Source organism: Paraburkholderia nodosa DSM 21604, assembly GCF_000519185.1.
GTDB classification, from domain to species: Bacteria; Pseudomonadota; Gammaproteobacteria; order Burkholderiales; family Burkholderiaceae; genus Paraburkholderia; species Paraburkholderia nodosa.
In genome coordinates this window covers 44,647-68,247 of sequence record NZ_JAFA01000025.1, presented here as the reverse complement: position 1 = coordinate 68,247, position 23,601 = coordinate 44,647, and the positions used below count along the sequence as shown (strand labels likewise).

The window sequence follows — 23,601 nt, the reverse complement described above, 5'->3', positions numbered from 1 at the left end:
TTTCCTGTTGGTGTCCCTGTACGGCGCCGTTTCAACGGGCGCCGAGGCGTACGCTCGCCCAGATCAGCGTAGCGAGGCTCAACACGGCCGCGAACATCAGCCAGAGCCCCGGCGCGAGATTGTTGCCCGTCGCCGCAATGATCGAGGCCACGGCCAGCGGCGTGAAGCCGCCGAATACGGTCGTGCCGACGTTATAGGCGAGCGCCATGCCCGTGGTGCGCGTGCGCGTGGGGAAGAAGCTGGCCATGAGCGCCGGAATCGAGGCGAAATAGGTGACCTTCAGCACAGCGATCCAGACCACGGCGGCCAGTAGCGAGGGCAGCGAAGGATGGGTGTTGACGAACATGAACGCGGGATAGACGGTGAGCAGGAACAGCACGCCCGCCACGAACATGATGCGCGTGCGGCCCACCTTGTCCGACCAGTGGCCCACGATCGGCGTGAGCACGATGGCGATCAGGCCGGCCACGAGCGTGGCGATGAAACCCGACGAAGGTGCGAGGCCGAGCTGCCGCGCCGCATAAGTCGGCATGTAGAGCAGCACGTATTGGGCCGACGTGGTCAGGATCAGCACGCCGATCGATGCGATCACGCGCGCCTTCTGCGTGGCAAACAGTTCGCGCACGGGCGACTCGGCTTTTTCGATGCGCTCGAATTCGGGCGTTTCGTCCACGCGTCTGCGGATATAAAGACCCACGGGACCAATCAGCACACCGAACAGGAATGGAATGCGCCAGCCCCAGCCTTCGAGCTGCGGCTGCGTGAGCATGCCCGTCAGCACTGCACCGAACAAGGAGACGAGCAGCGTGCTCGCGCCCTGGCTCGAGAACTGCCAGCTCGACATGAAACCGCTGCGCTGCGGCGCATGCTCGATCAGGAAGGCGGTGGAACTGCCGAACTCGCCGCCCGCCGAAAAGCCCTGCAGAAGACGCGAGGCAAAAATGCCGATGGGCGCGAGTATGCCGATGGTCGCGTAGGTGGGCATCAGCGCGACCATGCCGGTGCCGATCGTCATCATCGCAATCGAGAGCGTGAGCGACGCCTTGCGGCCCTTGCGGTCGCTGTATGAGCCGAGTACGAGCGCGCCGACCGGCCGCGCGAGGTACGAAAGCGCGAACGTGCCGAGCGTGAGCAGCAGCGACATCGTTGCGTTGTGAACGGGGAAGAAGAGCTTGGAGAGCGTCGAGGCGAAGTAGCCGTACGCCAGCAGATCGTAGAACTCGAGCGCGTTGCCTATCGACGTCGCGAGGATGAGCCGTTTGACGTTCTTGCCTGAAGTGCTTTGAGCGGGCTCTGACCAGGGCTCGCTGCCGTGATGCGCGGGTAGGGAATCGATGCTCATTGGGACGTCCTCATGCAAGCGTTGTCGGATGCGGTGCGGGATTGGACGCGCCGGCCTCTCTTGCGCCGAGGTCCCAGAAGAGGCCAGCCATGATGCGCAGCCCGTCGCGCACGACCGGGCCGAGCAGGTGCTCGTTCGGCGCGTGCTGCGAGCAGCCTGGATACGAATGCGGCACCCAGAGCGTGGGCATGCCGAGCACCTCGGCGAATACGTCGTTGGGCAGCGTGCCGCCCAGGTTCGGCAGCAGCACGGGGTCGGCTCCCGTGGTCTCGCGCAGCGAGCGCAGCGCCCACTGCACCCAGGCGTTGTCGGGATCGACACGAGTGGCCGGCGCGCCGCGTTCCACTTCGAGCTCGATCATGTCGAAGCCGTGCGCGTCGAGGTGCGCGCGCATGATCGGTTCGAGGTTCTGCCAGTTCGTGCCCACGACGAAGCGGATCTGCATGTAGGCGATAGCGTGCGGCGGAATCGCGTTCACGGGTTTCTCGGGGTTGCCCGTGCGGAACGCAAGCACTTCCAGATTGTTCCAGCCGAACACGCGCTCGGTTGGCGTGAGGCCCGGCTCGCCGTAGTCGCGATCGACCTCGGGCTCGCCTGGATTGCCGCCCACGCGAATATCGGCGAGCGCGCGGCGCACGGCTTCTGGAATCGGCGGCGGCCGCAGGCCTTCTACGAGGATCTTGCCGTGCGCGTCGACCATCGAGGCGATCGCGTTCGCGAGCACGACGCCCGGATTGCGCAGCAGGCCGCCCCAGTTCCCCGAATGATGGCCGCCTTCGCGCAGCGTGAGTTCGAGCTTGAAATTGACGAGGCCGCGCGAGCCGAGAAAGATCGTCGGGCGGTGCGCACTGAGGCGCGGGCCGTCGGAGGCGATCAGCACGTCGGCCGTGAGTTCGTCGCGCAACCGCATGCACAGTTCGTGCAAGCCCGGCGAGCCGACTTCCTCGCCTGTTTCGAACAGCAGCTTGAGGTTGAAGCCGAGCCGGCCGCCGCGCGCGTCGAGCACGGCCTCGAGTGCCGCGAGGTTGATGCTGTGCTGGCCTTTGTTGTCTGCGGTGCCGCGGCCGTACCAGCGCTCGCCGTCGACGGTCACATCCCACGGCGTGAGGCCCGCGCGCCACTGCGCGTCGTAGCCGCGCACCACGTCGCCGTGGCCGTAGCTGAGCACGGTGGGCAGCGCATCGTCTTCGTGGCGATGGGCAATCAGGAACGGGCCCGCGCCTTTGGCGGGATTCTCGACGACCCGGCAGGTGAAACCCCATTGGGTGAGGAGCGGCGTGAGCTCCTCGTCCAGATAGCTGCGCAAACGGCCGGCGCTCTCCGGCTCCTGGCTCTCGGTGCGAAACGCCACGCGGCGGCGCAGATCGTTCAGGAAGCGGCCTGAATCGTATTGAGCGGCTGCGGTTTGAATGGCGGTGTCACGGGTCAACGCGCGTCTCCCTCTGTTTGAGGCCGTCTGCAGCCGTCGAACGATCGTGCAACCGCCGATATTTCTGCACAATTACAATATTTGTGATTTATCTTTGCCGAAACGGCAAAGCGGACGAGACCGCGCTCATCGACATGGACAACACCGCACTGCGCTATTTTCTGGAAGTGGCCCGCAGCGGCTCGCTGAGCAAGGCGTCCGAGCGGCTCTACGTCGCCGTTTCGGCGCTCAGCCGCCAGATCGCCCGGCTTGAAGAAGAACTCGGCACGCCGTTATTCGAGCGGCGCCCGCGCGGCATGGTGCTGAGCGAGGCGGGGCGCATGCTCGCCGAGCACGCGCGGCGCAGCCTGCTCGAAACGGAGCGCGTGGTCGGCGAGATTCGCGGGCTGAGCGAGGGCGGCCGCGCGACCATTCGCGTTGCGAGTTCCGAAGGCCTCGCGCCGGATTTTCTGCCGCAGGCGTTCGCTCACTTTCTCAGGACGTATCCGCAAACGCATTTTCAGCTGGACGTGTCGGCGCCTTCTGTTGCAACGCAGCGCGTGCGCGAGGGCACGGCCGATATCGCGCTGTGCTTCAGCGTCGCGCCCGAGAAGGAGATTGCCGTGCATTGTTCGCAGCGCGCGCCGATATTCGCGCTCATGCGGCGCGATCATCCGCTGGCGGCGCGCGAGTCGTTGTCGCTGCGCGATCTGATCCCGTGGCCGGTCGCGATGAACAGCCAGGGCGTGACGATCCGCCAGCTGCTCGACATCGCGTGCAGCCTCGAAGGGTTGATCTTCGAGCCGGTGTTCGTCAGCAACTATCATGTGGCGTTGCAACGATTCGTACGCCTGACCGATGCCGTGACGTTCACCGGTTTTCTGACCGTGCGCGGCCGTCTCGAGGTGGAGGGACTGGCCGCCGTGCCGCTCACGAACCCGGAGCTGCATCAGCGCACGCTGCAGATCCAGACGATGGCGGGCCGCACGCTGCCGCAAACCATGCAGGCCTTTCTCGACCTGCTCACGCGCGCGATCGACGGCGAGGAGCTTGCCTGCGGCTGATTTCCCCTACGCGGTGAGCCTCGCGGCGAGCCGGCGCATGCCGGCGAAAACGGTGTCGGCTACATCTGCGGGGAAACCGGCGGGGAGCTGCGCTGCGACCGCTTCGATCACGCGCGGCGTTTGCGCCGCCACCTGCGCGAGCATCGCTTCGACCTCCGCCGCGGCGAATCCCACGCGCTGGCCTTGCGCGATCCAGTGCCGCGGATAGATCTCCTCGACGCGATAGTGCCGGTTGCGCCCGCGCACGGCCATCGCGAGGCTCACGCGCTGCGGCGCAATATGATTGCGGCCCCGGCCGACGACCGGATGTGCGCTGAGCACGTCGTAGAGCGGCGTGGCGGCGTACTGGCTGCCGGGCAGCAGGGCAATGCTGTAATTCTTCGCGTGGCCGTCCGTGGCCGCGAGCAGCCAGAAGATGACTTGCGTGACGAAGAAGTTGCGGCGGTCGGCCGTGGCCCGCGCGGAGCCGTCGAGCACCTGCATGATCGTGTCGATGCCGGGGCCGCCGTCGGCTTCGTATTTGGCGAGGCCGGACGTGCCCGTGGCCTGGCACAGATCCTCCTGCGGCAGGCGCAGGATCCATCTGGCGTCGCTCGCAAGACGCCGGTCGAAGCGCTCCACGACCAGCGCCTTCGCGTCCTCGAATTGCGCGATTTCGCAGGGCGCGACGGGCAAACCGTAGGCGGCGATGATCTGCGTGCACAGCCACTCGTTTTCCACCGAGGTGCGCATGTCGGCGCGCATGTTGCCGACGAGGCCGAGCGGCAGCTTCAGGATGTGCGTGGTCGGCGTGCTGCCCTGTGGAAGCAGCCACTGCCCGCCATGCCGCAGCAGCGCGGTCTTTTCCTGCGCCCCGGCGATCGACAGCCGCAGGCTGTCCACCGCATCGGGCTCGCCCGCATGCGGCGTGGCGGTGGTTTCGCGCAGCAGTTGCGCGATGTCGCCTTCACTCAGGGCGCGCCCCTTGATGCTCTTCAGGCCGGCAGGCGCAACGCCAGCGGGAAGTATCTGCAGCGCGCCCACGCAATCGCGGCCGAGCGCGGCGAGCAACTCGAACGGCGAGGTGCCGCCAGTCTGGTAGCGCGCGGCGATGCGTCTGCGGATGCGGTCGCTGTCCGGCAGCAGATTGTCGAAATAGTCCGCGACGATCCGGCCGCGGTAGGGCTGGTTGCCGGGCGTGAACGGCAGCGAGAGGGAGAGGGGGCGCCCTTGCTCGTCGTCGAGCCAGCTGTCGAGGTACGCGAGGCGTTCGTTGCCGCGCGCGTTCTCCCAGTAGCCCACCGGGAGGCCGTTCATCCACAGGTCGAGCCGGTTGGGCAGGCGTGGGCGTGCGCTCACCAGTCCTCCCTCGGCTTGCGGCGGGCGGCGGACTGGCGCTGCGGCGCTGGGGTCGCTGGCGTAGTGCGGGTGCGTTTGCGGGCGGCCGGGGGCTTGGCCGCGCTCGACATCTTGGCCGCGGCTGCGGGGGTTCTGGCCGGACGCGGAGCGGCTTTCTCCGCGACCGGCGCGGCCTTCGCTTCGGGCGCGCCGAGCTTGATTTCGACGTCGACGAGCCGCAGGACCCGCACGAGCCGCTCGACGCTCGCCGCTTCGGGATTCGCCTCGAACGCGGCATAGCTTTGCTGTGAGATGCCGAGCCGCGTGGCGAGGTCTTTCTGGGTGAGGCCGGCTTTCTTGCGGAAGCCGACGAGAATCGGGCGCAGCTGGCTCAGGGTCTTGAGAGGGTAGTCCACGGCAACTCCGGGCGGCGCAATGCCGCTGCAGACGGCCGCTGCAAACGGAAACGCGCGGCGCGGTCGAATACAGTCTATACCCTGTAAAGTAAAAATACAAATCACAGGCTGTAATTTGCAAATACAGCCTGCAGTTTGTATCCGCTGCCGGGCGAGGGCGGCCGTGGGCGCGTGGCGCCAATAAATGTGCAACTAACTGTCAATCGCTGTGCAACCCCGCCCCAGCCGCTTCGCGGCCAGGGCGGTTTGCCTGCAGGCGACCGAGCCGGTCTCCCGCGCGGTCTCCCGATCTATCAGGAGTCCGATCAGAGTTCGGCGCCTTGCATCGGCTCGCCCAGCACGAACGGGCCGCCCTGATACTGCTGCGCAGCGTCGGCAAGCTCGGCGTTCGGCGCGCTCGCCGGGAAGCGCTCGGCGTACGCCGCCGAGCTGTCGCGCGGCCGGTAGCCGAGGAACCCCGCCTTGCCGTTGTCCCACCAGCTCGCGGGGTTGTCCGATACGCCATAGACGATCGCATGACCCACGCGATTGGTGAACAGCGAGCAGCGCACGAGTTCGATGAAGTCGCGATAGCTCAGGAACGTGACGAGCATGCGTGCGTTCTTCGGTTCTTCGAACGACGAACCGATGCGCAGACAGACCGTCTCCATGCCGAAGCGATCGAAGTAATAGCGCGACAGCGATTCGCCGAAGCATTTCGTCACGCCGTACAGGCTGTCCGGCCGGTGCGCGGCATCGGTATCGAGCACGCTGGTCACCGGATGAAAACCCGTGACGTGATTGGAACTGGCGTAGACGATGCGCTTGATGCCGTGCTTGCGCGCGGCTTCATAGAGGTTGTACGTGCCGCGAATGTTGGCTTCGAGGAGATCGTCGAACGGCGCGTCGATGGAGATGCCGCCCAGGTGCACGATCGCATCCACGCCTTCCACGAGTTGCATGACCGCCTCGCGATCCGCGAGGTCGACGCGGCGCGTTTCCTCGTGCGGCGCCGCCTCGCCCAGTTCCGTGATGTCGCTGACGCGCACGATGTCGGCCCAGTTCGCGAGCGCGCCGCGCAACTGACGGCCCAGATTGCCGCCTGCGCCAGTAAGAAGAAGACGGCCGAACGGTTTGGCTGCAAGTGAGTGGTGCGACATCAGGGCTCCCTGGGAATTATTTTGATATTGAAAACACGAGGAAAACGTTTTCCGAATATAGCCATCGAGAGTCGCAGCGTCAATGGAGGAATACCTGCGGCGAATACCGGGGTTCACCCCAAGTCCGTTTCTGCGACAATGCTCGCCGTCGATCCTCCCTGGCGTTGTCAACCTATGAAAAGTGGTTCCCCGACGATTCGCGATGTCGCCGCCATGGCCGGCGTCTCGGTCGCGACGGTATCGAAGTACGTGAACGGCACGCAGCGCTTTTCGCCGGCGGTGGAGGCGAAGGTCAAAGACGCCATCGAGCTGCTCGGCTACCGCTCCAATCCGCTGGCGCGCTCGATGATCACGGGGCGCACGCGCACGATCGGCATCGCCATTCTGGACATCGCGAACCCGCACTTCACGAACGTGGTCAAGGGTGCGAACCGCGTGGCGCTCCAGCACGACTACACGCTGCTGCTCGTGGACGCCGAGGAGAATCTCGCGCGCGAGCGCTCGCTCATCGAAGCGCTCGCGCCGCGCGTGGACGGGCTCATCGTCAGTTCGCGGGCTTCCGAGGAAATCGCCCGGTGGACGAAGAATCTGGGCAAGCCGGTCGTCATGCTCCGGACCGTGCGCGGGCTCGACATGCCCACCGTCGGGTTCGACAACCGGCTCGCGACGTCCATGCTGGTGCGTCATTTGCTCAATCTCGGGCACCGCCATGTCGCCTATCTGGGGTTCGCTGCGGCGACCATCAACGACGAGCGTATTGCCGGCGCCACCGAGGCGCTGGCCGAGGCCGGCCTCACGCTCGACGTCTACGAGACGCACGCGCCGACCGCCCAGGGGGGCGAGCAGGCCTGCTCGCGGGTGATGCTGGGGCCGAAGCGCCCGCAGGCGGTGATCTGCTACAACGACCTCATCGCGCTCGGCTTCATGAAGGAGGCCAGGTCGCTCGGCTTTCGCGTGCCGCAGGACATCTCGGTCGCCGGCATCGACAACGTGCCGTATGGCGAATACGTCGAGCCGCGCCTCACCACGATCGACGGGCAGAGCGAGCGCATGGGCGAGCTGGCCATGCAAAAGCTCATCGACGTCCTCGCCGGCCGCGCCGATGTCGAGCAGGTCGTGCTCGAACCCCGCCTGGTCGTGCGCGACTCGACCGTCGCCTGCCGCTGATTTCCTGATCGCTGTACTTCCCCCGCGCTGGCCGCCAGGCAACGGCCGGCGGCCTCGTCACGCCTGCTCCCGATGCGCCGACTCGTACGCGCCAACGCTGCGCCGCTCCGCGTAACTACCTACTAGCCATTTCGAAAGGAACACATTAAATTTCGAGAAAACGTTTTCCCGAAGTGGCACGCGAAGAACAAAAGGAGATCGGAGAATGGCGGAGAACAGGCGCCGGTTGAAGTGCGCTGAGGTCGGGGTGGCGATTGCGGGCGCCGCACCCGCCTTTGCGTCGTCCTGCACGGGAAGCCAGCCCCGACGCGGGACTTCGCGACGGGCTACCGCTACACGCGCCACGCGAGCCAAGGGCATTACGAGCAGCGCCCAATACCAGCAGTTCAATCTCTCCGAGTACTCCACGCTTTCCAGGCGCACGGGACTTTACGCGTTGCAGGCTTTCCAGCGTGCCAACGGCAAGACCCTCACGCCGGCAGGCAACGGTACGCAGATCATCAACGCGACCGCGACGATCGGCGACGGCTTCCAGACCATGCCGTCTTCGTCCCGCAGCAGGGTCGCAGTAGGTGCAGGCATCATCCACCGGTTCTGAGACACCCGGTTGGCCAGCGAATCAGCCCAAACACGGCTCGAAAACAACTCTTCCATTCTTGGGGCAAGCAATGAAAAAGACCTTTCGCAACTCACATGGTGCACGCACCGCGAAGACCGCAATGACCGTTCTGGCCGCGGCGCTCGCGCTCACCGCAGGCGCCGCGCACGCGCGCGTGTTCCGCGTCGCCGACGTTCATAGCGACACCTTCCCGACCAACATGGCGCTCAAGCACATGGGCGAAGAGATTTCGCAGGCCACGGGCGGTAAGGATTCCATCAAGGTGTTCGGCAACAGCGCGCTCGGTTCGGAGAACGATACGATCGACCAGGTGCGCATTGGCGCGCTCGACATGGTTCGCGCCAATGGCGCCGCGTTCAACGAGATCGTGCCGGAATCGATGATTCCTTCGCTGCCGTTCCTCTTTCGCGACATCGACCATTTCCGCAAGGTGATGTACGGCCCCGAAGGCCAGAAGATTCTCGACGCGTTCAAGGCCAAGGGCATGATCGCGCTGACGTTCTACGAGAGCGGCGCGCGCTCGATCTACGCGAAGCGTCCGATCAAGTCGCCGGCCGACATGAAAGGCCTGAAGGTGCGCGTGCAGCCGTCTGACCTCATGGTCGACGAAATCAAGGCCATGGGCGGCACGCCCACGCCGATGCCGTTCGCCGAAGTCTATACGGGCCTGAAGACGGGCCTTGTGGACGCAGCGGAAAACAACCTGCCGTCGTACGAGGAAACCAAGCACTACGAAGTGGCGCAGGTGTACTCCGAGACGGACCACGCCATGACGCCTGAAGTGCTCGTGTTCTCGAAGAAGGTATGGGACACGCTCACGCCGCAGGAGCAGGAGATCATCAAGAAGGCGGCAGCCGACTCGGTGCCGTACTACGTGAAGCTCTGGACGGCGCGCGAAGACACGGCGGGCAAGACGGTGGAAAAGGGCGGCGCGACCATCATTCCGGCTGCGCAGGTCGATCGCGCAGCCTTCGTGAAGGCCATGCAGCCGGTCTGGACAAAGTATGAAAAGACGCCCGATATGAAGAAGATCGTGGACGAAATCCAGGCGATTCACTAAAGCCCGGGGCTCCGCGTCGCTTGCGGCGCGGAGCCGGAAAAACGCAGTTGTGCAGTGTGTGCCGTGCAAGGATGGATCATGACTTTCCTGAAACTTCCCAACGATTTGCTGTTTCGCCTGCTGACGATCCTGGCCTCGGTCGCACTCGCCGCGCTGACGGTGCTCGTCTTCTACGGCGTGATCATGCGCTACGTGTTCGAGAGCGCACCCGATTTCGTCGAGCCGATCGCGCTGCTGCTGGTGGTCACCATCGCCATGTTCGGCGCCGCGCTCAAGGTGCGCGAGCGCGGGCATATCGGTCTCGATTCGCTCGTCAAGAAGCTTTCCCCGCGGGGACAACGGATCGCGGAAGCGTTCCAGCACCTCTGCCTGATGGCGCTTGGCGTGGCGATTTTCGTCGGCTGCCTGCAAATGGCGGAAACGACCATGGACGACCGCATCGCGATTCTCGGCGTGCCGGAAGCGGTGCGCTATGTCATTCCGATCGTGGCCGGCACCTGCATCGTGCTGTTTTCGCTCGAGCATCTGCTGGCACTGTTCGTACGCAAGGCAAAGTAGGGCACACATGGAACTCGCAATTCTTTCGCTCAGTTTTTTGGTGCTCCTCGCCGTTGGGGTGCCGGTTTCTTTCTCCCTCGGTCTCGCCTGCGTCAGCACGTACCTTTACGAAGGACTGCCGGCCGCGACTGCCATGCAGTCGATGATCTCGGGCATGAACGCGTTTTCGTTTCTTGCGGTGCCGTTCTTCATCTTCTCCGGTGAGCTGATGCTGCACGGTGGCATTGCCGACCGCATCCTGCGCTTCGCCCAGGCCGCCGTGGGGCATTTTCGCGGCGGTCTCGGCATGGCCAATGTCGTCGCGTGCACGCTGTTCGGCGGCGTTTCCGGTTCGCCTTCCGCCGACACGTCGGCCATGGGCGGCGTGGTCATTCCGCTCATGAAGCGCGAAGGCTATAGCGCGGCCTATGCCGTCAACGTGACGACGCACTCGTCGCTGGCGGGCGCGTTGATGCCCACCTCGACGAACATGATCATCTACGCGTTCGCGGCGCAAGGCATTACGGGCACACTGAACGGCCAGCAGATGAGCGGCGTTTCGATTGGCGACCTGCTGTTCTCGGGCCTGCTGCCGGTGTTGTGGGTGATGGGCTTCGTGCTGGTTGCCGCGTACTGGCAGGCGCGCCGCTTCGGCTATCCGCGCAGCGCGGACGGCTCGACCAGGCTGCAGGTGTTTCCGGGCTGGCTCGCCGTGGTGCGGGCGTTCCTCGGCGCGCTGCCCGGGCTGCTCGTGATCGCGATCATTCTCTTCTGCGTGGCGCGGGGCATTGCGACCGCAACAGAAGCGGCCGCGATTGCCGTGATGTATTCGCTCGCGCTCACCGTGGTCGTGTATCGCTCGATGACGAAGGAGAAGCTGTTCTTCGCCCTCTCGCGCGCAGCCAAGACCACGGGCGTCGTGCTGCTGCTGATCGCGGTGTCGAACATGCTGCGTTATCAGATGGCTTATCTGGAGATTCCGGAGGCCATCGAGCGCGTGCTCGAACATGCCACGACGCTTCCCTGGCTGATGCTTCTCTACATCAACGTCATCCAGGTGTTTCTGGGCACGTTCATCGACATGGCGGCGCACATCCTCATCACGACGCCGCTGTTCCTGCCGCTCGCCATGCATAGCGGCGTGGGCCCGGTGCAGTTCGGCATCATGATCCTGCTGAACTGCGCGCTCGGCCTCGTGCATCCGCCAATCGGCTCGGTGCAGTTCATCGGCTGTGCAATCGGCGACGTGTCGATCGGGGAAACGACCAAGGTCGCGTGGCCATACTATCTCGCGATTTTTAGCGCGATCAATCTGGTCACCTACTTTCCGTTCTTCTCGACATGGCTGCCCAGCCTGATCAACGGGCATCCGGTTTTCTAAAGCGACCGGTACCTGTAGAACGTAGCGGGCACCTGGCGTGCCCGCTTCGCTTTTCTGCCTACGTGCTGTTAAGCCACGCGTATCACCACCTTGCCGAAATGCTTGCCGGCTTCCAGCCACGCGTAAGCCTCGGGCGCTTCGTCGAAAGCGAACACGCGATCCACCACGGGGCGAATCTGCTGCGCGGCGACGAAACGCGTGACGTCGTCGAGCATCGTTCGGCTGCCGACCATGATGCCGTGCAGACGCCTGATTCCGCCGATCACCGATAGCAGCCCCAGTTCGGGGCCCGCGAAACTCGTCACGCCGCCGATGATCGACACGAGCCCGCCCATCTTCGCGGCGGCCACCGAGCGCGGCAGCGTATCGCGTCCGCCCACTTCCACGACGATATCCGCGCCTTCGCCGCCCGTGAGCCGCAGCACTTCATCCTGCCATTCGGGGTGCGAACGATAGTTGATCGTCTCGCTCGCGCCGAGCGCACGGGCGCGTTCGAGCTTCTCGTCGCTCGACGATGTGATGATGGTCCGCAAGCCCGCCGCGTGCGCAAGCTGCAACGCCCAGATCGACACGCCGCCGGTGCCGAGCAGCACCACGGTCGCGCCGGGCCGTGCGCCGCCATCGGCGAAGATCGCGTTCCAGGCGGTGATGCCGGCGCACGAGATCGTCGCGGCTTCCTCGTAGCTCAGGTGCGCGGGAATCGCAACGAGCGAGGTTTCCGCAGCGACGAAGCGTTCGGCGAGCACCCCGTCGAATTGCGCACCGGGCGTCTCGCGCACTTTCCACGGCGCGGGCGGCCCATCCACCCAGTGCGGGAAGTAGGTGTTGATCACGCGGTCGCCGGGCTTGAAGCGCGTGACGGCCGCGCCGACTTCGACTACTTCGCCCGCGCCGTCGGCGACCGGCACGAGCGGCGCGTCGACAAGACCGAGGTAATCGCCGCGCGCGAACATCAGGTCGCGATAGTTGAGCGAGGCCGCGTGAATCTTCACGACCACGTCATGCGGGCCGGGCGCGCGCGGCGTGAAGTCGGCGCGCGCGAGTGCGCCATGGCCGCTGCCGGCCTTCAGTTTCCATGCGTTCATGACTGCTCCAGTACGAGTGGGAGCACCTATGATAGTGTTGCTTGCGAGGCGACATTGGCGAGATTCCGGAGCTTGGTTGTCGCCGTAAAGGATACAAAGGGAGTGGGGATATGAACGACCGCCTGAGCGGCGTGGCCGAATTCGTGGACGTGGTAGACGCGGGCAGCTTCTCCGCCGCGGGCGAGCGCCTTGGCGTGACGCGCTCGGCGGTGGCGAAGATCGTCGCGCGGCTCGAGCAGCGCCTGGGCGTGCGCCTGCTGCAGCGGACCACGCGCAGCTTGAGCCTCACCGACGAAGGCCACGCCTACTACGAGCAGTGCCGCCGCGTGCTGGGCGAGCTGAGCGCCGTGGAAGCCGCCTTCGATCACGGACGGCGCGAGCCTGCGGGGCGCTTGCGGATCAGCGCGCCGGTGCTGTTCGGGCGCCAGTGCGTGGCGCCCGTGGTGCGGCGGCTCGTCGAGGAGCATCCGCATCTGAATGTCGAACTCTCGTTCAGCGACCGCGTGGCCGATCTCGTGGAGGACGGGTTCGATCTGGCCGTGCGCATCGGCACGCTGCCCGACCACGGCACGCTCGTCGCGCGCCGGCTCGGTGTGCAGCGCATGGGCATTTGCGCGTCGCCGGCGTATCTCGCGCAGCACGGCAAGCCCGCGGACGTCGCCGCGCTCGCCACGCATACCGGCATCGCGTATGGCCGCGCGGGACAGAGCCCGGCGTGGCGCGTGCGCGGCCCCGGGGGCGAAGTCGAGGAGTGCCGCCTCGCGTCGCGGCTGTGCTTCGACGACCTGCTGGCGATCGCCGATGCGGCCGCCGCCGGCGCCGGTCTCGCGTGGCTGCCGTGCTGGCTCATGGGCCCGTATCTGAGCGACGGGCGACTCGAACTCGTCATGGACAGCAAGAGTGTGATGGGCGACGAAGTTCACGTCGTGCGGCAAAAGGCGCGGCACATGCCGTCGAAGGTGCGCGTGGCCGTGGATGCGCTCGTCGCGGATATTTCGCGCATGCTCGGCGCGCAACAGGACCACCCGGACCCGTTGGACTTCACCCACCCGGACGGAAATTGACGAAATTTCATCAAGGTTTTCGTTGAGCGCGACAGGCGCGCCGCTTATGTTTGATCCCAGGAAGACGTTGCCGCTCGAAGATCACGTCAAGCGGCCCGCGCGACATGGAACGAGTTCGAGCAAGCGGAAGCGGCGTGAACGCCCAGGGAGACACGCAATGACGACCACGGAACGGGTGATGGCGATCGTCGGCGCGGGCCATGTCGGCGGCCGCGCTGCTCAGACATTGCGCGAAGCAGGGTGGCGCGGGCGCATTGCGCTGATCGGCGCTGAGCCGCATTTGCCGTACGAGCGGCCGCCGCTTTCCAAAGCCCTCCTCACGGGCGAACGCAGCCCCGCGCAATGCGGCCTGCGGCCAGCCGAGGCGTGGCGCGAGGATAGCGTCGAGCACATCGTCGCGACCGTGCAGGCGATCGACCCTGTCGCACGCACGCTGCAATTGGGCGACGACGCGACCCTGGCCTACGAGGCGCTGCTACTGGCCACCGGCGGCCACGCGAGACAGCTGGCCATTCCCGGCGCAACGCTCGCGGGTGTGCTCAGCCTGCGCACACTGGACGATGCAGCGGCCATCGGTCCGCGGCTCGCGCCGGGGTCGAGCATCGTCGTGGTGGGCGGCGGGTTCATCGGCCTCGAGGTCGCGGCCTCGGCACGCGCGCGCGGCTGCGACGTCACGCTCATCGAAGGCGGCACGCGGCTGATGGGCCGCGCCGTGCCCGCCGTGATCGCGGCGCGCGCGCAAGCGCTGCACGAACGCAATGGCGTGTGCATTCTCCTGAACTGCGCGCCACAGGCATTCGAGCGGCTGAGCGACGGCACGCTCGACGTACTGCTGGAAAACGGCGAGACGCTGCGCGCCGATACGGTGATCGTCGGCATTGGCATCGAGCCTGCCGATGCGCTTGCCCGCGAGGCGGGCATCGAAGTCGAGCGCGGGATCGTCGTGGACGAAGCGCTTGCGACCTCGGCGCGCGGCGTCTATGCCGCTGGCGACGTCGCGCTGTTTCCAAGCCGCTTCGGTTCGCATCGTATTCGCCAGGAAACCTGGCACAACGCAGAAACCCAGGCACGCGTGGCGGCGCACAACATGCTCGGCGCGCACGACGCATATCGCGAGCTTCCCTGGTTCTGGTCCGATCAGTACGACCACCAGTTGCAGGTGGCGGGCGAGCCCGCGCTTGGCGTGAGTTCCATCGTGCGGCCGATCGGCAGCGATGCCCAGATCCATTTCGAACTGGATATCGACACGCGCCTCGTTGGCGCGAGCGGCTTCGGGCCCACCAGTGCACTCGCCAAAGACATGAAGCTCGCGCGCATGCTGGTGGAGCGCGGCGTTTCGATCGCGCCCGAGGCTTTGCCAACTGCGTTGGCAAAGCCCGAGATCAAGCTCAAGAGCCTGCTTTGATACCAAAAACGGAGACATGATGGCGCAACGACTCCTGGTGTTCCAGTCGCTCTGGTCGATGGAACGCCGCCATACCGATGGCTACGAGCGCACGCTCGAAGAAAACGTGCGGATGATCGCCGAAGCGGGCTTCGACGGCGTGAGCGCGCATTGCACGCAGCGCGAGGACGTGAAGCGCCTCGCGGAACTGCGCAAGACATACGGGCTGGCGGCGGAAGGCCAATGCTTCCCGACGACCGTCGACGACCTGCAACGGGTGCTCGAACTCGCAACCGAATTCGGCCTGCACCACGTCGACCTGCAGCCCGACGTGCGCCCGCGCACGCAGCGCGAGGCGCTCGCCTTGCTGGACGGCTGGCAGCGGCTGGCCGAGCAGGTGGAGATACCGGTCTACATCGAAACGCATCGCGACCGCATGACGACGGATCTGTATTTCACACTCGATCTGCTCGACGCGCGGCCGGACCTCAAGCTGCTTGGCGACATTTCGCACTACCTCGTAGGGCGCGAGTTCGCGTGGCCGGTTTCGCAGGAGAATCACGCGCTCATGCATCGCATACTCGACGCATCGTGGGCGTTTCATGGCCGCGTGGCGAGCCGCGAGCAGGTGCAGATCGAGCTTTCTTTCGCGCCGCACCGCAAATGGGTGGATCTCTTTCTCGACTGGTGGCGCTACGGCTTTCGTTCGTGGCGCAAGCGAGCGGGCGCGGACGACACGCTCGCGTTCACCTGCGAGCTGGGGCCGCAGCCTTACGCGATCATCGGGCCGGATGGCAACGACACGACCGACCGCTGGCGCGAATCGCTGCTCATGCGCGACTGGATTCGCGAGTTGTGGCACGAGGTCGAAAAGGAATCTACGCGCGACAGTGCCGCGGCTTGAAACCAGCCATTCAATTCCCAACGCCCAGATACGGATTGCGCCTCACATTCGCCGAGCAAAAAATCCGGAACTCCACCGGCCCGGGAGGCGCGGGCGTTTCGAGCACGCCGCATGCATTCAGCGCGTGCTGCAACGCCGAGATGACCTGTCCGTCCGGGTCCTGATCGATGGCGATATCCATCGTCCCCTGCTCGATGTACTGGCGGTGCAGGTCGAGCATCTCATGGCCTGCCCACACGATCTTTCCCGTCGCGCCCACCTTGCGCAACGCGGCCTCGATTCCCGCCGACGCATAGCCGCTGTTGTAGATGCCGACCACGCCGCCGCGCTTGAGCGACGTGAGCACCGCGCGATGGCAGAGGTCCACGTCGTCGAACGTTTCCACGGCCTCTTCGTCGCAAACCAGGTGCGGAAACGATTCGGCCAGCTGTTCGCGGCACCCGCTGATCCGTTCGATATGCGCGTGATAGTCCTTGCGCGAGCAGATCAACAGCACGCGGCCCGGCTCTTTTGCCAGACGCCCGACGAAATAGCCCGCCGTGCGGCCCGCAAGCCGGTTGTCGATGCCCGCGTAATGCACGCGTTCGACCTGGTCGATGTCGGTGACCATGGTGACCACGGCCTCGCCTTGCGCGATGACCGTGCGCAGCGCGTCTCGCACTGCCGACGTGTCATGCGTCGTGATGATCAATCCCGCGCGCTTGTAGTCTGGACGCAGGATGGCGCGCGTGATCACGTCGTCGTCGGCTTCGGGCAGGAACTGCCGGTGCAGCACGATGCGCCGGTCGAGCATTTGCATGGAGCGCTCGAGGCCCAGCGTCAGGCGCTGAAAAAACGGCGCGCTGTTTTGCGGCAGCAGCACGTCGATATGCACCAGCCCGTGATGCGTTTCGGGTAGCACGCGCGGCACGCCGAGCTGGCGGGCGGCCGCGACGACACGCGCGCGCATCGCGGCGGACACGCTGCCGCGCTCGTTGAGCACGCGGTCCACCGTGGCGGGGCTCACGCCCGCAGCTTCGGCAATCTCCACGAAACGCGCCGTGCGCTTGCGGCGCGGCGAAGCGGTGTCCGTCATGGGGCGACTCCTTCCGTTTGCAGCAGTATTCCCTCAATCGCATGAGCCTCGTACGAACCTCGCAATACCGAAGTCGTCATGAGACCAATGCCGACTCCCAGGTGACACTTCCATCAAAGCATGAATGACGTCCTTTGATACACTGCTGCGACTGCGAGGCCAGTGTCCACGCCACGCAAATTCACGCAGACAGACAAGAAGCATAATAAGGAACGTCATGGCAAAGAATGGCAGATGGAGTTTCACCCTGCGGACTGCGATTGGCCTGCTGGGCCTCCTGGCCGCGCATGCGGCGCTGGCCGATGGTCAGTCGTCCTATGATGACTGCATGCTGGCTGGATTGCGCGACGCCCGCAACGAGGTGGCGTCGAACTATATCCAGCGCTCGTGCTACGCGCTGTACCGGAACGGCGAAATGCTGCTGCCGCGCGAGAAGGTATATCACGAGTGCATTCTGCAGAATATGCCGGGCGCGAGGGAACCGTCCGCGATCTCGCGCATCGCCCAGATCTGCTCGCGGCGGGGGCAGATGTAACGCCACCCGCTTGTGAACCAAAAAAAAAGCCCACGCGAAGTGGGCTTTTTTCTCTTACCAACAACCGTTACTTCGCGACCGGCATCGAAAACTCCGCACCCTTTTCGGTGCTTTCCGGCCACCGCTGCATGATCGACTTCTGCTTCGTGTAGAAGCGCACGCCTTCTTCGCCATATGCGTGCATGTCGCCAAAGAGGCTGCGCTTCCAGCCGCCAAAGCCGTGCCATGCCATCGGCACCGGAATTGGCACGTTGATGCCCACCATGCCCACTTCGATCTGGCGGCCGAACTCGCGCGCCACGTGGCCGTCGCTCGTGAAGCAGGCGACGCCGTTACCGAATTCGTGATCGTTGATCAGCTGCACGGCCTCGGCGAAGTCCTTCACGCGCACGCAGGCGAGCACCGGTCCGAAGATTTCTTCCTTGTAGATGCGCATCTCGGGCGTGACGTTGTCGAACAGCGTGCCGCCGGTGAAGAAGCCTGCTTCGTGGCCCGGCACCTTGAGGCCGCGCCCGTCCACTACGAGCTTCGCGCCTTCTTCCACGCCGGTCGCGATATAGCCTTCGATACGCTCGAGCGCCTGCTTCGTGACGATCGGGCCCATTTCCGCGTCGGCTTCCATGCCGTTCTTCACAATCAGGCTGCGCGCGCGCTCGGCGAGGCGCGGCACGATCTTGTCGGCCACATCGCCCACCAGCACCGCCACCGAGATCGCCATGCAGCGCTCGCCGGCCGACCCGTAGCCCGCGCCGATCAGGGCGTCCACGGTCTTGTCGAGGTCCGCGTCGGGCATCACGACCATGTGGTTCTTCGCGCCGCCGAGCGCTTGCACGCGCTTGCCGTGCTTCGCACCGGTCTCGTAGATGTAGTTCGCGATCGGCGTGGAGCCCACGAAGCTCACGGCCTTCACGTCGCGGTGCGCGAGGAGGGCGTCGACCACGACCTTGTCGCCTTGCACGACGTTGAACACGCCGTCGGGCAGGCCGGCTTCCTTGAGCAGACGCGCCATGAACAGCGAAGCCGAAGGGTCGCGCTCGCTAGGCTTGAGGATGAACGTGCAGCCGGCTGCGAGCGCCACCGGGAACATCCAGCACGGCACCATGCAGGGGAAGTTGAACGGCGTGATGCCGGCCACCACGCCCAGCGGCTGGCGCACGGTCCAGTTGTCCATGCCCGTGGAAACCTGCTCGGTGTAGTCGCCCTTGAGCAGTTGCGGAATGCCGCAGGCGAATTCGATCACGTCGATGCCGCGCGCCACTTCGCCCTGCGCGTCGGAGAAGACCTTGCCGTGCTCGGCCGTGATGATCGCCGCGAGTTCGTCCGCGTGACGATTCATCAGCTCGAGAAACCGCAGCATGACGCGCGCGCGGCGAATGGGCGGCGTGTCGCGCCACTTCGGGAACGCGGCTTTCGCGCTCGCCACGGCGGCGTCCACGTCGGCGACTTCGCCCAGCACGAGGCGGCGCGCGGCGGCGCCGGTCGCGGGGTTGAAGATCGCTTGCGTGCGGTCGCCCGCGCCGCGCTCGGTCTTGCCGCCGATGAAGTGGACCACGTCTGCGGAATCGGAATAGGGCTGCATGTCATCTCCTCGTTAGGTGAGTGCGTGCCGCCAGTCTACGGAGGCGGCGGGGGCGAGGAAAGACGCTGGCGCTGAATTGATTGTTTTCAGCCGTGAACAATCGCTAGCGTGGTCTGTGAAAAGTGCGCGAGCGGCATGCTAGTATCGGCGCGGGGATCACGAGGTTTGACGCGGACTTTTTATCGATGGATACACAGCGAGTCGAAGCACTCTGGACGCATTTGCACTGGCTCAACGTGCTGGCCACCCAGGGCAGCTATACCGCGGCGGCGACGCGCCTGGGCGTGAGCAAGGCGGCCGTGAGCCAGCGCATCGCCGAACTGGAGCGCGTGGCGGGCGTTCCGCTTGTGCAGCGCACCACGCGCAGCGTACGTTTCACGGAGGCGGGGCTGCGGCTCGTGGAGGACACGCGCGCGCAGTTCGACAGTATTGCCGCGAGCTTTGCGAGCGTGCGCGAGATGGCCGATGTCGCGCGCGGCACGGTGCGCGTCACCGCGCCCGTGGCGTTCGCGCGCCAGCAACTGGTGCCGCGCCTTGCGCAGTTTTCGCGCGCGCATCCCGAAGTGCGCGTGCAGCTGGAGCTTTCCGACCGGCTCAGCTCGATTGCGACCGAAGGCTTCGATCTCGCGATTCGCCATAGCGCGCAGGTGCCGGAAACCCACGTGGCCTGGAAGCTTTGCGACACGCGCTCGGTCATCGTCGCCACGCGGGCTTACCTCAAGCAGCGGGGCACGCCGCAAACCCCCGCCGATCTGGCGCAGCACGACTGTCTGTTCTATCCACGCGCGCTGGGTGCGGGCGTCTGGTCGTTCGAGAAAGCCGGCCGCCGCGCGGAAGGCGCGCGCGAGACGGTGACGGTGAACGGCCCGTTCTCGGCGAACAACAGCGAAGCGTTGCGCGACGCTTCGCTGGAACATCTCGGCATCGCGCTGTTGCCCGATTTCAGCGCGCAGGCCGCGCTGCAGGCCGGCAAGCTCGTCGTCCTGCTGCCCAACTGGCGCCCCGTGGGCGCGTTCGCTTCGCAATTGCACGTCGTGCGGCCGTATGGAGCGCAGGTGCCGCGCGCGGTCAAGCACTTTACGGAGTTCCTGCGGCAGACGTTCAAGGATGGCTTTCCGCTGGAGTGACGTGCGCAAGCAGCCACGGCGCCGCCTTCCTGATGCGTTTCTGATAGATTTTTGGTATCCACAGCGCCCGGTGCCGACGTTATCCTTGACTCAAAACGGAGGCAGACGCATGGATCAGCACGAAACACCTGTGGCGGATTTGGGGCGGCAATGGTACGTCGAACGCGAATGCTCGCTGGAGGCATTCGTGAACCGGCTGCGCGACGACGGCACCCCGCTGCGTTACGCCTGCGATGTGAGGCAGCGCATCCCCGTGTACGACTGCGCGGCGCTCGAAGGCGTGCTCCACGACGCGGCGCAGCGCGCGCAGTTGCAGGCGGAATGGGCGCACGTGCTGCGCGACGGCGCGGGCGTGCTGGTGCTCGAGCGTGCTTACGCGAACACGCAGCCAGTGGACGATGCGACCGCCGTGTTCGAATCGATCATCCGGGCCGAGCGGGAGCAGGGCACGAGCGGTGCGGACCATTTTGCGAAGGCGGGCGCGAACGACCGCATCTGGAATGCGCAACAAAAGCTCTGCCTCGAAGCGCCCGCCGTATTCGCCGATTACTTCGCGAATCTGGCGCTCATGGCCGTGTGCGAGGCGTGGCTCGGACCGTGCTATCAGATGACCTCGCAGGTCAATGTGGTGCGTCCGGGCGGCGCGGCGCAGGAAGCGCACCGCGACTATCACCTGGGATTCCAGACGATCGAGGAAGCGCAGCGTTATCCGGCGCACGTGCATCACGTATCCGCTTTCCTCACGCTCCAGGGGGCGGTGGCGCACAGCGACATGCCGGTCGAGAGCGGGCCGACGAAACTCCTGCCGTACTCGCAACGCTATGCCGAGGGCTATCTTGCATGGCGGCGCGCCGATTTCCGCGCCTGGTTCGAAGCGCATTGCGTGCAGTTGTCGCTTGCCAAAGGCGACGCCTTGTTCTTCAATCCCGCGCTATTTCATGCGGCGGGCGCGAACCGCACCGCCGACGTGCAGCGCATGGCGAACCTGCTGCAGGTTTCATCGGCAATGGGGCGCGCAATGGAAGCGCTCGACCGCGCGAGCATGTGCGAAGCGATCTATCCCGTGCTGCGCGAGCGGCGCGGGAAGGGCCCAGGCGATGCAGTCGACCTCGCGACCGTGGCGGTCATCGCGTCGTGTGCCGAGGGCTATCCGTTTCCCACGAATCTCGACCGTGACCCGCCCCTGGGTGGTCTCGCGCCAGAAAGCCAGCAGGCGCTCATGCAGCGCGCGCTGTGCGAGGACTGGGAGCCGCGCAGATTCGACGAGGCCTTGCGCGCGCATGGCGCGCGACGCGACCCCGCGTGAGCGCGGCGATAACGGCATCGTGCACGGAGTCTGTCTCGTGGCCGCTAGCGGCCACGAGACGCTGAGGTGAGAATATTCAGGATGACTATCGGCTCATTCTGAAGCGCCCACCTCGGCGAAGCGCGCTTCGTTCAGATCGGCAATCAGCGAGGGGCCCGTCGGGCGCCAGCCGAGCCGCGCCTGGGTGAGCGCGCTCGAAGCGGGCATGTCCAGGCCGACGAACATCCCCATCCACCCAAAATGCGCGGCCGCGTCTTCCGGCTCGATCGAAACGGCCGGCAGGCCGAGCCCGCGGCCCAGCGCCTCGGCGATTTCGCGGCTCGTCACGCCTTCTTCACCGACCGCGTTGTAGCGTGCGCCCGGCTGACCTTTTTCCACGGCGAGCCGATAGAGGCGCACGACGTCGGAGAGATGGCCGGCGGGCCAGCGGTTCTGGCCGTCGCCGACGTAGGCGCAAACGCCTTTCTCGCGCGCGATCGCCACGAGCGGCGTAATGAGCCCTTGCCGGAACGGGTTGTGGACCTGGGGCAGCCGCACCGCGCCCACATTGAGTCCTTGTTCCAGCAGTGCCTGCCCGGCCAGCTCGGAGGCAATGCGCGGGTTGGGATGGCCCGGATTGAAGACGTCCTCGCTCGCCAGTTCGCCAGGCCGGGCATTGCCGATACCCGTGCCGGACGTGATCAGCAACGGACGATCGGAGCCGGCGAGCGCGGCGCCGAGCGCCGCAATGGCGCGCTTGTCCTTTTCGCAGTTTTCGACGAAGCGCGAGAAGTCGTGGTCGAAGGCCGTGTGGATCACGGCATCCGCTTGCTCCGCGCCGCTGCGCAGGCTTGCCGGTTCCTCCAGCGTGCCGCGATGCACGCCTGCACCTGCGCGGGCGAGCGCCTGTGCGCCGGCTTCGGAGCGGGTCATGCCGATCACCTCGTGACCGGCTTCGATGAGTTCCGGAACGAGCGCCGAGCCGATGAAGCCGGTCGCGCCGGTCAGAAAAATACGCATGGTCATCTCTCCTGGGTCATGACTGGCGTACTATCTCCAAATTCTCTATACCGTTAAAGTAGTGAGTTCATCATATTAAGATGACTAACAGGCTCTCCATTCCGATCCACTCGGCGGGTTCGCTCGGCGACTTCCTGAAGCGCTGCCGCACGCGGCTCGACCCCGCGAGCTTCGGTTTCAGCGGTCGCAGGCGCACGCCGGGGTTGCGTCGCGAAGAAGTGGCGCAGCGGGCCAGTATCAGTCCGACCTGGTACACGTGGCTCGAACAGGGGCGCGGCGGCGCGGCTTCGCCGGAAGTGCTCGAGCGCATCTGCAGCGCGCTGCTGCTCACCGATCCGGAGCGCGAGCACCTCTTCATGCTGGGGCTCGGGCGGCCGCCGGAAGTGCGCTACAAGCCTGTGGACGGGGTCAATCCGCGGCTGCAACGCCTGCTCGACTCGCTGCGCTTCAGCCCGGCCATCGTCAAGACGGCCACCTGGGAGGTCGTGGCGTGGAATCGCGCCGCGGCCATCGTGCTGACCGACTACGGCAAGCTGCCGCCCGGTCAGCGCAACATTCTGCGTTTCCTGTTCTGCAACCCGGACGTGCGCGCCAAGCAGCACGACTGGGACAGCGTGGCCCGCTTCGTGGTGGGCGCGTTCCGGGCCGACGTGGCGCGCGCCGGCCTCGTTTCGGCCGTTGGCGAACTCGTCGACGAGCTGTGCAGCGTCAGCCCCGAGTTCGACGCCCTGTGGCGCGAGAACGAAGTGCTGGCGCATGCGGAAGCCGACCACGTGAAGCGCCTGCACCATCCCACGCTGGGTCTGATCGCGCTGGAGCAGTCGGCGTTTTCCGTCGATGGCCGGCCCGACCTGCACATGATCGTCTACAACCCCGTCGATGCCGGGCAGGCCGAACGCATCAAGGCGCTGATCGAGCAGTCGTGACCCTGCCGCGCGCATCCTGACGTCCCTCGTCTTCCTCTCCCATCGCAACACTCCGAGCTTGTCCTGGCTGCACCTCAGCGGGCGCGAGGCTTGCGGGAAAAGGCCGTCCGCTGCTCGCCGTAGCGAGCGCGTTTCGCTTCGCGGCAGCGAGGCATGGACGGATTGCC

At 65.7% G+C, this 23,601-nt stretch carries 21 protein-coding genes and 1 pseudogene; 13 read left to right on the top strand and 9 right to left on the bottom strand.

The features are described 5' to 3' along the window. Positions 1 to 31 precede the first annotated feature (31 nt). Together A3CW_RS0129690 and A3CW_RS0129685 are read right to left on the bottom strand one after the other, a co-directional pair. On the bottom strand, positions 32 to 1,342 hold the full coding sequence (locus A3CW_RS0129690; RefSeq protein WP_028206807.1) for an MFS transporter: 1,311 nt from the start codon (positions 1,340 to 1,342) through the stop codon (positions 32 to 34). Between the two features lie 10 nt (positions 1,343 to 1,352). Continuing rightward, the gene (locus A3CW_RS0129685; protein ID WP_028206806.1) at positions 1,353 to 2,771 is read right to left on the bottom strand and encodes a M20 family metallopeptidase; all 1,419 of its coding nucleotides are present in this window, start codon (positions 2,769 to 2,771) and stop codon (positions 1,353 to 1,355) included. Positions 2,772 to 2,905: 134 nt separating this feature from the next. Here A3CW_RS0129685 and A3CW_RS0129680 point away from each other — a divergent pair, with 134 nt between their 5' ends. Continuing rightward, the gene (locus A3CW_RS0129680) at positions 2,906 to 3,814 is read left to right on the top strand and encodes a LysR family transcriptional regulator (protein WP_028206805.1); all 909 of its coding nucleotides are present in this window, start codon (positions 2,906 to 2,908) and stop codon (positions 3,812 to 3,814) included. Positions 3,815 to 3,820: 6 nt separating this feature from the next. Here A3CW_RS0129680 and A3CW_RS0129675 read toward each other — a convergent pair whose 3' ends face one another. From A3CW_RS0129675 to A3CW_RS0129665, 3 genes are all read right to left on the bottom strand, one after another. Beyond that, entirely contained in the window at positions 3,821 to 5,152 is a 1,332-nt protein-coding gene (locus A3CW_RS0129675; RefSeq protein ID WP_028206804.1) for a type II toxin-antitoxin system HipA family toxin, read from the bottom strand. Then, complete coding sequence (locus tag A3CW_RS0129670; protein ID WP_028206803.1) at positions 5,149 to 5,547, bottom strand: helix-turn-helix transcriptional regulator; 399 nt, start codon at positions 5,545 to 5,547, stop codon at positions 5,149 to 5,151. The genes A3CW_RS0129675 and A3CW_RS0129670 overlap by 4 nt, the downstream gene beginning before the upstream one ends. A 305-nt stretch (positions 5,548 to 5,852) precedes the next feature. Continuing rightward, entirely contained in the window at positions 5,853 to 6,686 is an 834-nt protein-coding gene (locus A3CW_RS0129665) for an NAD-dependent epimerase/dehydratase family protein (RefSeq protein ID WP_154678068.1), read from the bottom strand. A gap of 174 nt (positions 6,687 to 6,860) precedes the next feature. Here A3CW_RS0129665 and A3CW_RS0129660 point away from each other — a divergent pair, with 174 nt between their 5' ends. The 5 genes and pseudogenes from A3CW_RS0129660 to A3CW_RS0129640 all read left to right on the top strand — a co-directional run bounded on the left by A3CW_RS0129660 (position 6,861) and on the right by A3CW_RS0129640 (position 11,450). Further along, positions 6,861 to 7,853, top strand: coding sequence for a LacI family DNA-binding transcriptional regulator (locus A3CW_RS0129660; RefSeq protein WP_028206801.1), 993 nt, complete (start codon positions 6,861 to 6,863; stop codon positions 7,851 to 7,853). A gap of 279 nt (positions 7,854 to 8,132) precedes the next feature. Then, positions 8,133 to 8,451 (top strand): annotated as a pseudogene (locus A3CW_RS0129655) (porin); the annotation flags it as partial. Positions 8,452 to 8,572: 121 nt separating this feature from the next. Further along, positions 8,573 to 9,532 (top strand): TRAP transporter substrate-binding protein, encoded by a 960-nt coding sequence (locus A3CW_RS0129650; protein ID WP_245623773.1) that lies wholly within the window; start codon positions 8,573 to 8,575, stop codon positions 9,530 to 9,532. A gap of 78 nt (positions 9,533 to 9,610) precedes the next feature. Next, entirely contained in the window at positions 9,611 to 10,090 is a 480-nt protein-coding gene (locus A3CW_RS0129645) for a TRAP transporter small permease (protein WP_028206798.1), read from the top strand. A 7-nt stretch (positions 10,091 to 10,097) separates the two neighbouring features. Next, positions 10,098 to 11,450: a TRAP transporter large permease gene (locus A3CW_RS0129640; protein ID WP_028206797.1), complete on the top strand. Its 1,353-nt coding sequence runs from the start codon at positions 10,098 to 10,100 to the stop codon at positions 11,448 to 11,450. 68 nt (positions 11,451 to 11,518) lie between these two features. Here A3CW_RS0129640 and A3CW_RS0129635 read toward each other — a convergent pair whose 3' ends face one another. Beyond that, positions 11,519 to 12,535: a zinc-dependent alcohol dehydrogenase family protein gene (locus tag A3CW_RS0129635; RefSeq protein WP_028206796.1), complete on the bottom strand. Its 1,017-nt coding sequence runs from the start codon at positions 12,533 to 12,535 to the stop codon at positions 11,519 to 11,521. A gap of 110 nt (positions 12,536 to 12,645) precedes the next feature. Between A3CW_RS0129635 and A3CW_RS47955 the strand changes: the two genes are divergently transcribed. The 3 genes from A3CW_RS47955 to A3CW_RS53105 all read left to right on the top strand — a co-directional run bounded on the left by A3CW_RS47955 (position 12,646) and on the right by A3CW_RS53105 (position 15,887). Further along, positions 12,646 to 13,599, top strand: a complete 954-nt coding sequence (locus tag A3CW_RS47955; RefSeq protein ID WP_051481788.1) for a LysR family transcriptional regulator — start codon at positions 12,646 to 12,648, stop codon at positions 13,597 to 13,599. A 157-nt stretch (positions 13,600 to 13,756) separates the two neighbouring features. Further along, a complete protein-coding gene (locus A3CW_RS0129625; RefSeq protein WP_028206795.1) occupies positions 13,757 to 15,004 on the top strand; it encodes an NAD(P)/FAD-dependent oxidoreductase in 1,248 nt (415 codons plus the stop codon). Between the two features lie 19 nt (positions 15,005 to 15,023). Next, complete coding sequence (locus tag A3CW_RS53105) at positions 15,024 to 15,887, top strand: sugar phosphate isomerase/epimerase family protein (RefSeq protein ID WP_028206794.1); 864 nt, start codon at positions 15,024 to 15,026, stop codon at positions 15,885 to 15,887. 10 nt (positions 15,888 to 15,897) lie between these two features. Here the strand turns inward: A3CW_RS53105 and A3CW_RS0129615 are convergent, their stop codons facing one another. Beyond that, positions 15,898 to 16,962 (bottom strand): LacI family DNA-binding transcriptional regulator, encoded by a 1,065-nt coding sequence (locus A3CW_RS0129615; protein WP_028206793.1) that lies wholly within the window; start codon positions 16,960 to 16,962, stop codon positions 15,898 to 15,900. A 217-nt stretch (positions 16,963 to 17,179) separates the two neighbouring features. On the opposite strand from A3CW_RS0129615, the gene A3CW_RS0129610 reads away from it, so the two are divergent. Beyond that, positions 17,180 to 17,497, top strand: a complete 318-nt coding sequence (locus A3CW_RS0129610; RefSeq protein ID WP_051481787.1) for a VF_A0006 family four-cysteine protein — start codon at positions 17,180 to 17,182, stop codon at positions 17,495 to 17,497. 67 nt (positions 17,498 to 17,564) lie between these two features. On the opposite strand, the gene A3CW_RS0129605 is transcribed toward A3CW_RS0129610, so the two are convergent. Then, the gene (locus tag A3CW_RS0129605) at positions 17,565 to 19,076 is read right to left on the bottom strand and encodes a CoA-acylating methylmalonate-semialdehyde dehydrogenase (RefSeq protein ID WP_028206791.1); all 1,512 of its coding nucleotides are present in this window, start codon (positions 19,074 to 19,076) and stop codon (positions 17,565 to 17,567) included. A gap of 185 nt (positions 19,077 to 19,261) precedes the next feature. Between A3CW_RS0129605 and A3CW_RS0129600 the strand changes: the two genes are divergently transcribed. After that, entirely contained in the window at positions 19,262 to 20,203 is a 942-nt protein-coding gene (locus A3CW_RS0129600; RefSeq protein ID WP_028206790.1) for a LysR family transcriptional regulator, read from the top strand. Between the two features lie 109 nt (positions 20,204 to 20,312). Then, positions 20,313 to 21,509, top strand: a complete 1,197-nt coding sequence (locus A3CW_RS0129595; RefSeq protein WP_028206789.1) for a phytanoyl-CoA dioxygenase family protein — start codon at positions 20,313 to 20,315, stop codon at positions 21,507 to 21,509. 93 nt (positions 21,510 to 21,602) lie between these two features. Here A3CW_RS0129595 and A3CW_RS0129590 read toward each other — a convergent pair whose 3' ends face one another. Continuing rightward, entirely contained in the window at positions 21,603 to 22,508 is a 906-nt protein-coding gene (locus A3CW_RS0129590; protein ID WP_028206788.1) for an SDR family oxidoreductase, read from the bottom strand. 80 nt (positions 22,509 to 22,588) lie between these two features. Here A3CW_RS0129590 and A3CW_RS0129585 point away from each other — a divergent pair, with 80 nt between their 5' ends. After that, the gene (locus tag A3CW_RS0129585; RefSeq protein ID WP_081771865.1) at positions 22,589 to 23,434 is read left to right on the top strand and encodes a helix-turn-helix transcriptional regulator; all 846 of its coding nucleotides are present in this window, start codon (positions 22,589 to 22,591) and stop codon (positions 23,432 to 23,434) included. Positions 23,435 to 23,601: the final 167 nt, after the last annotated feature.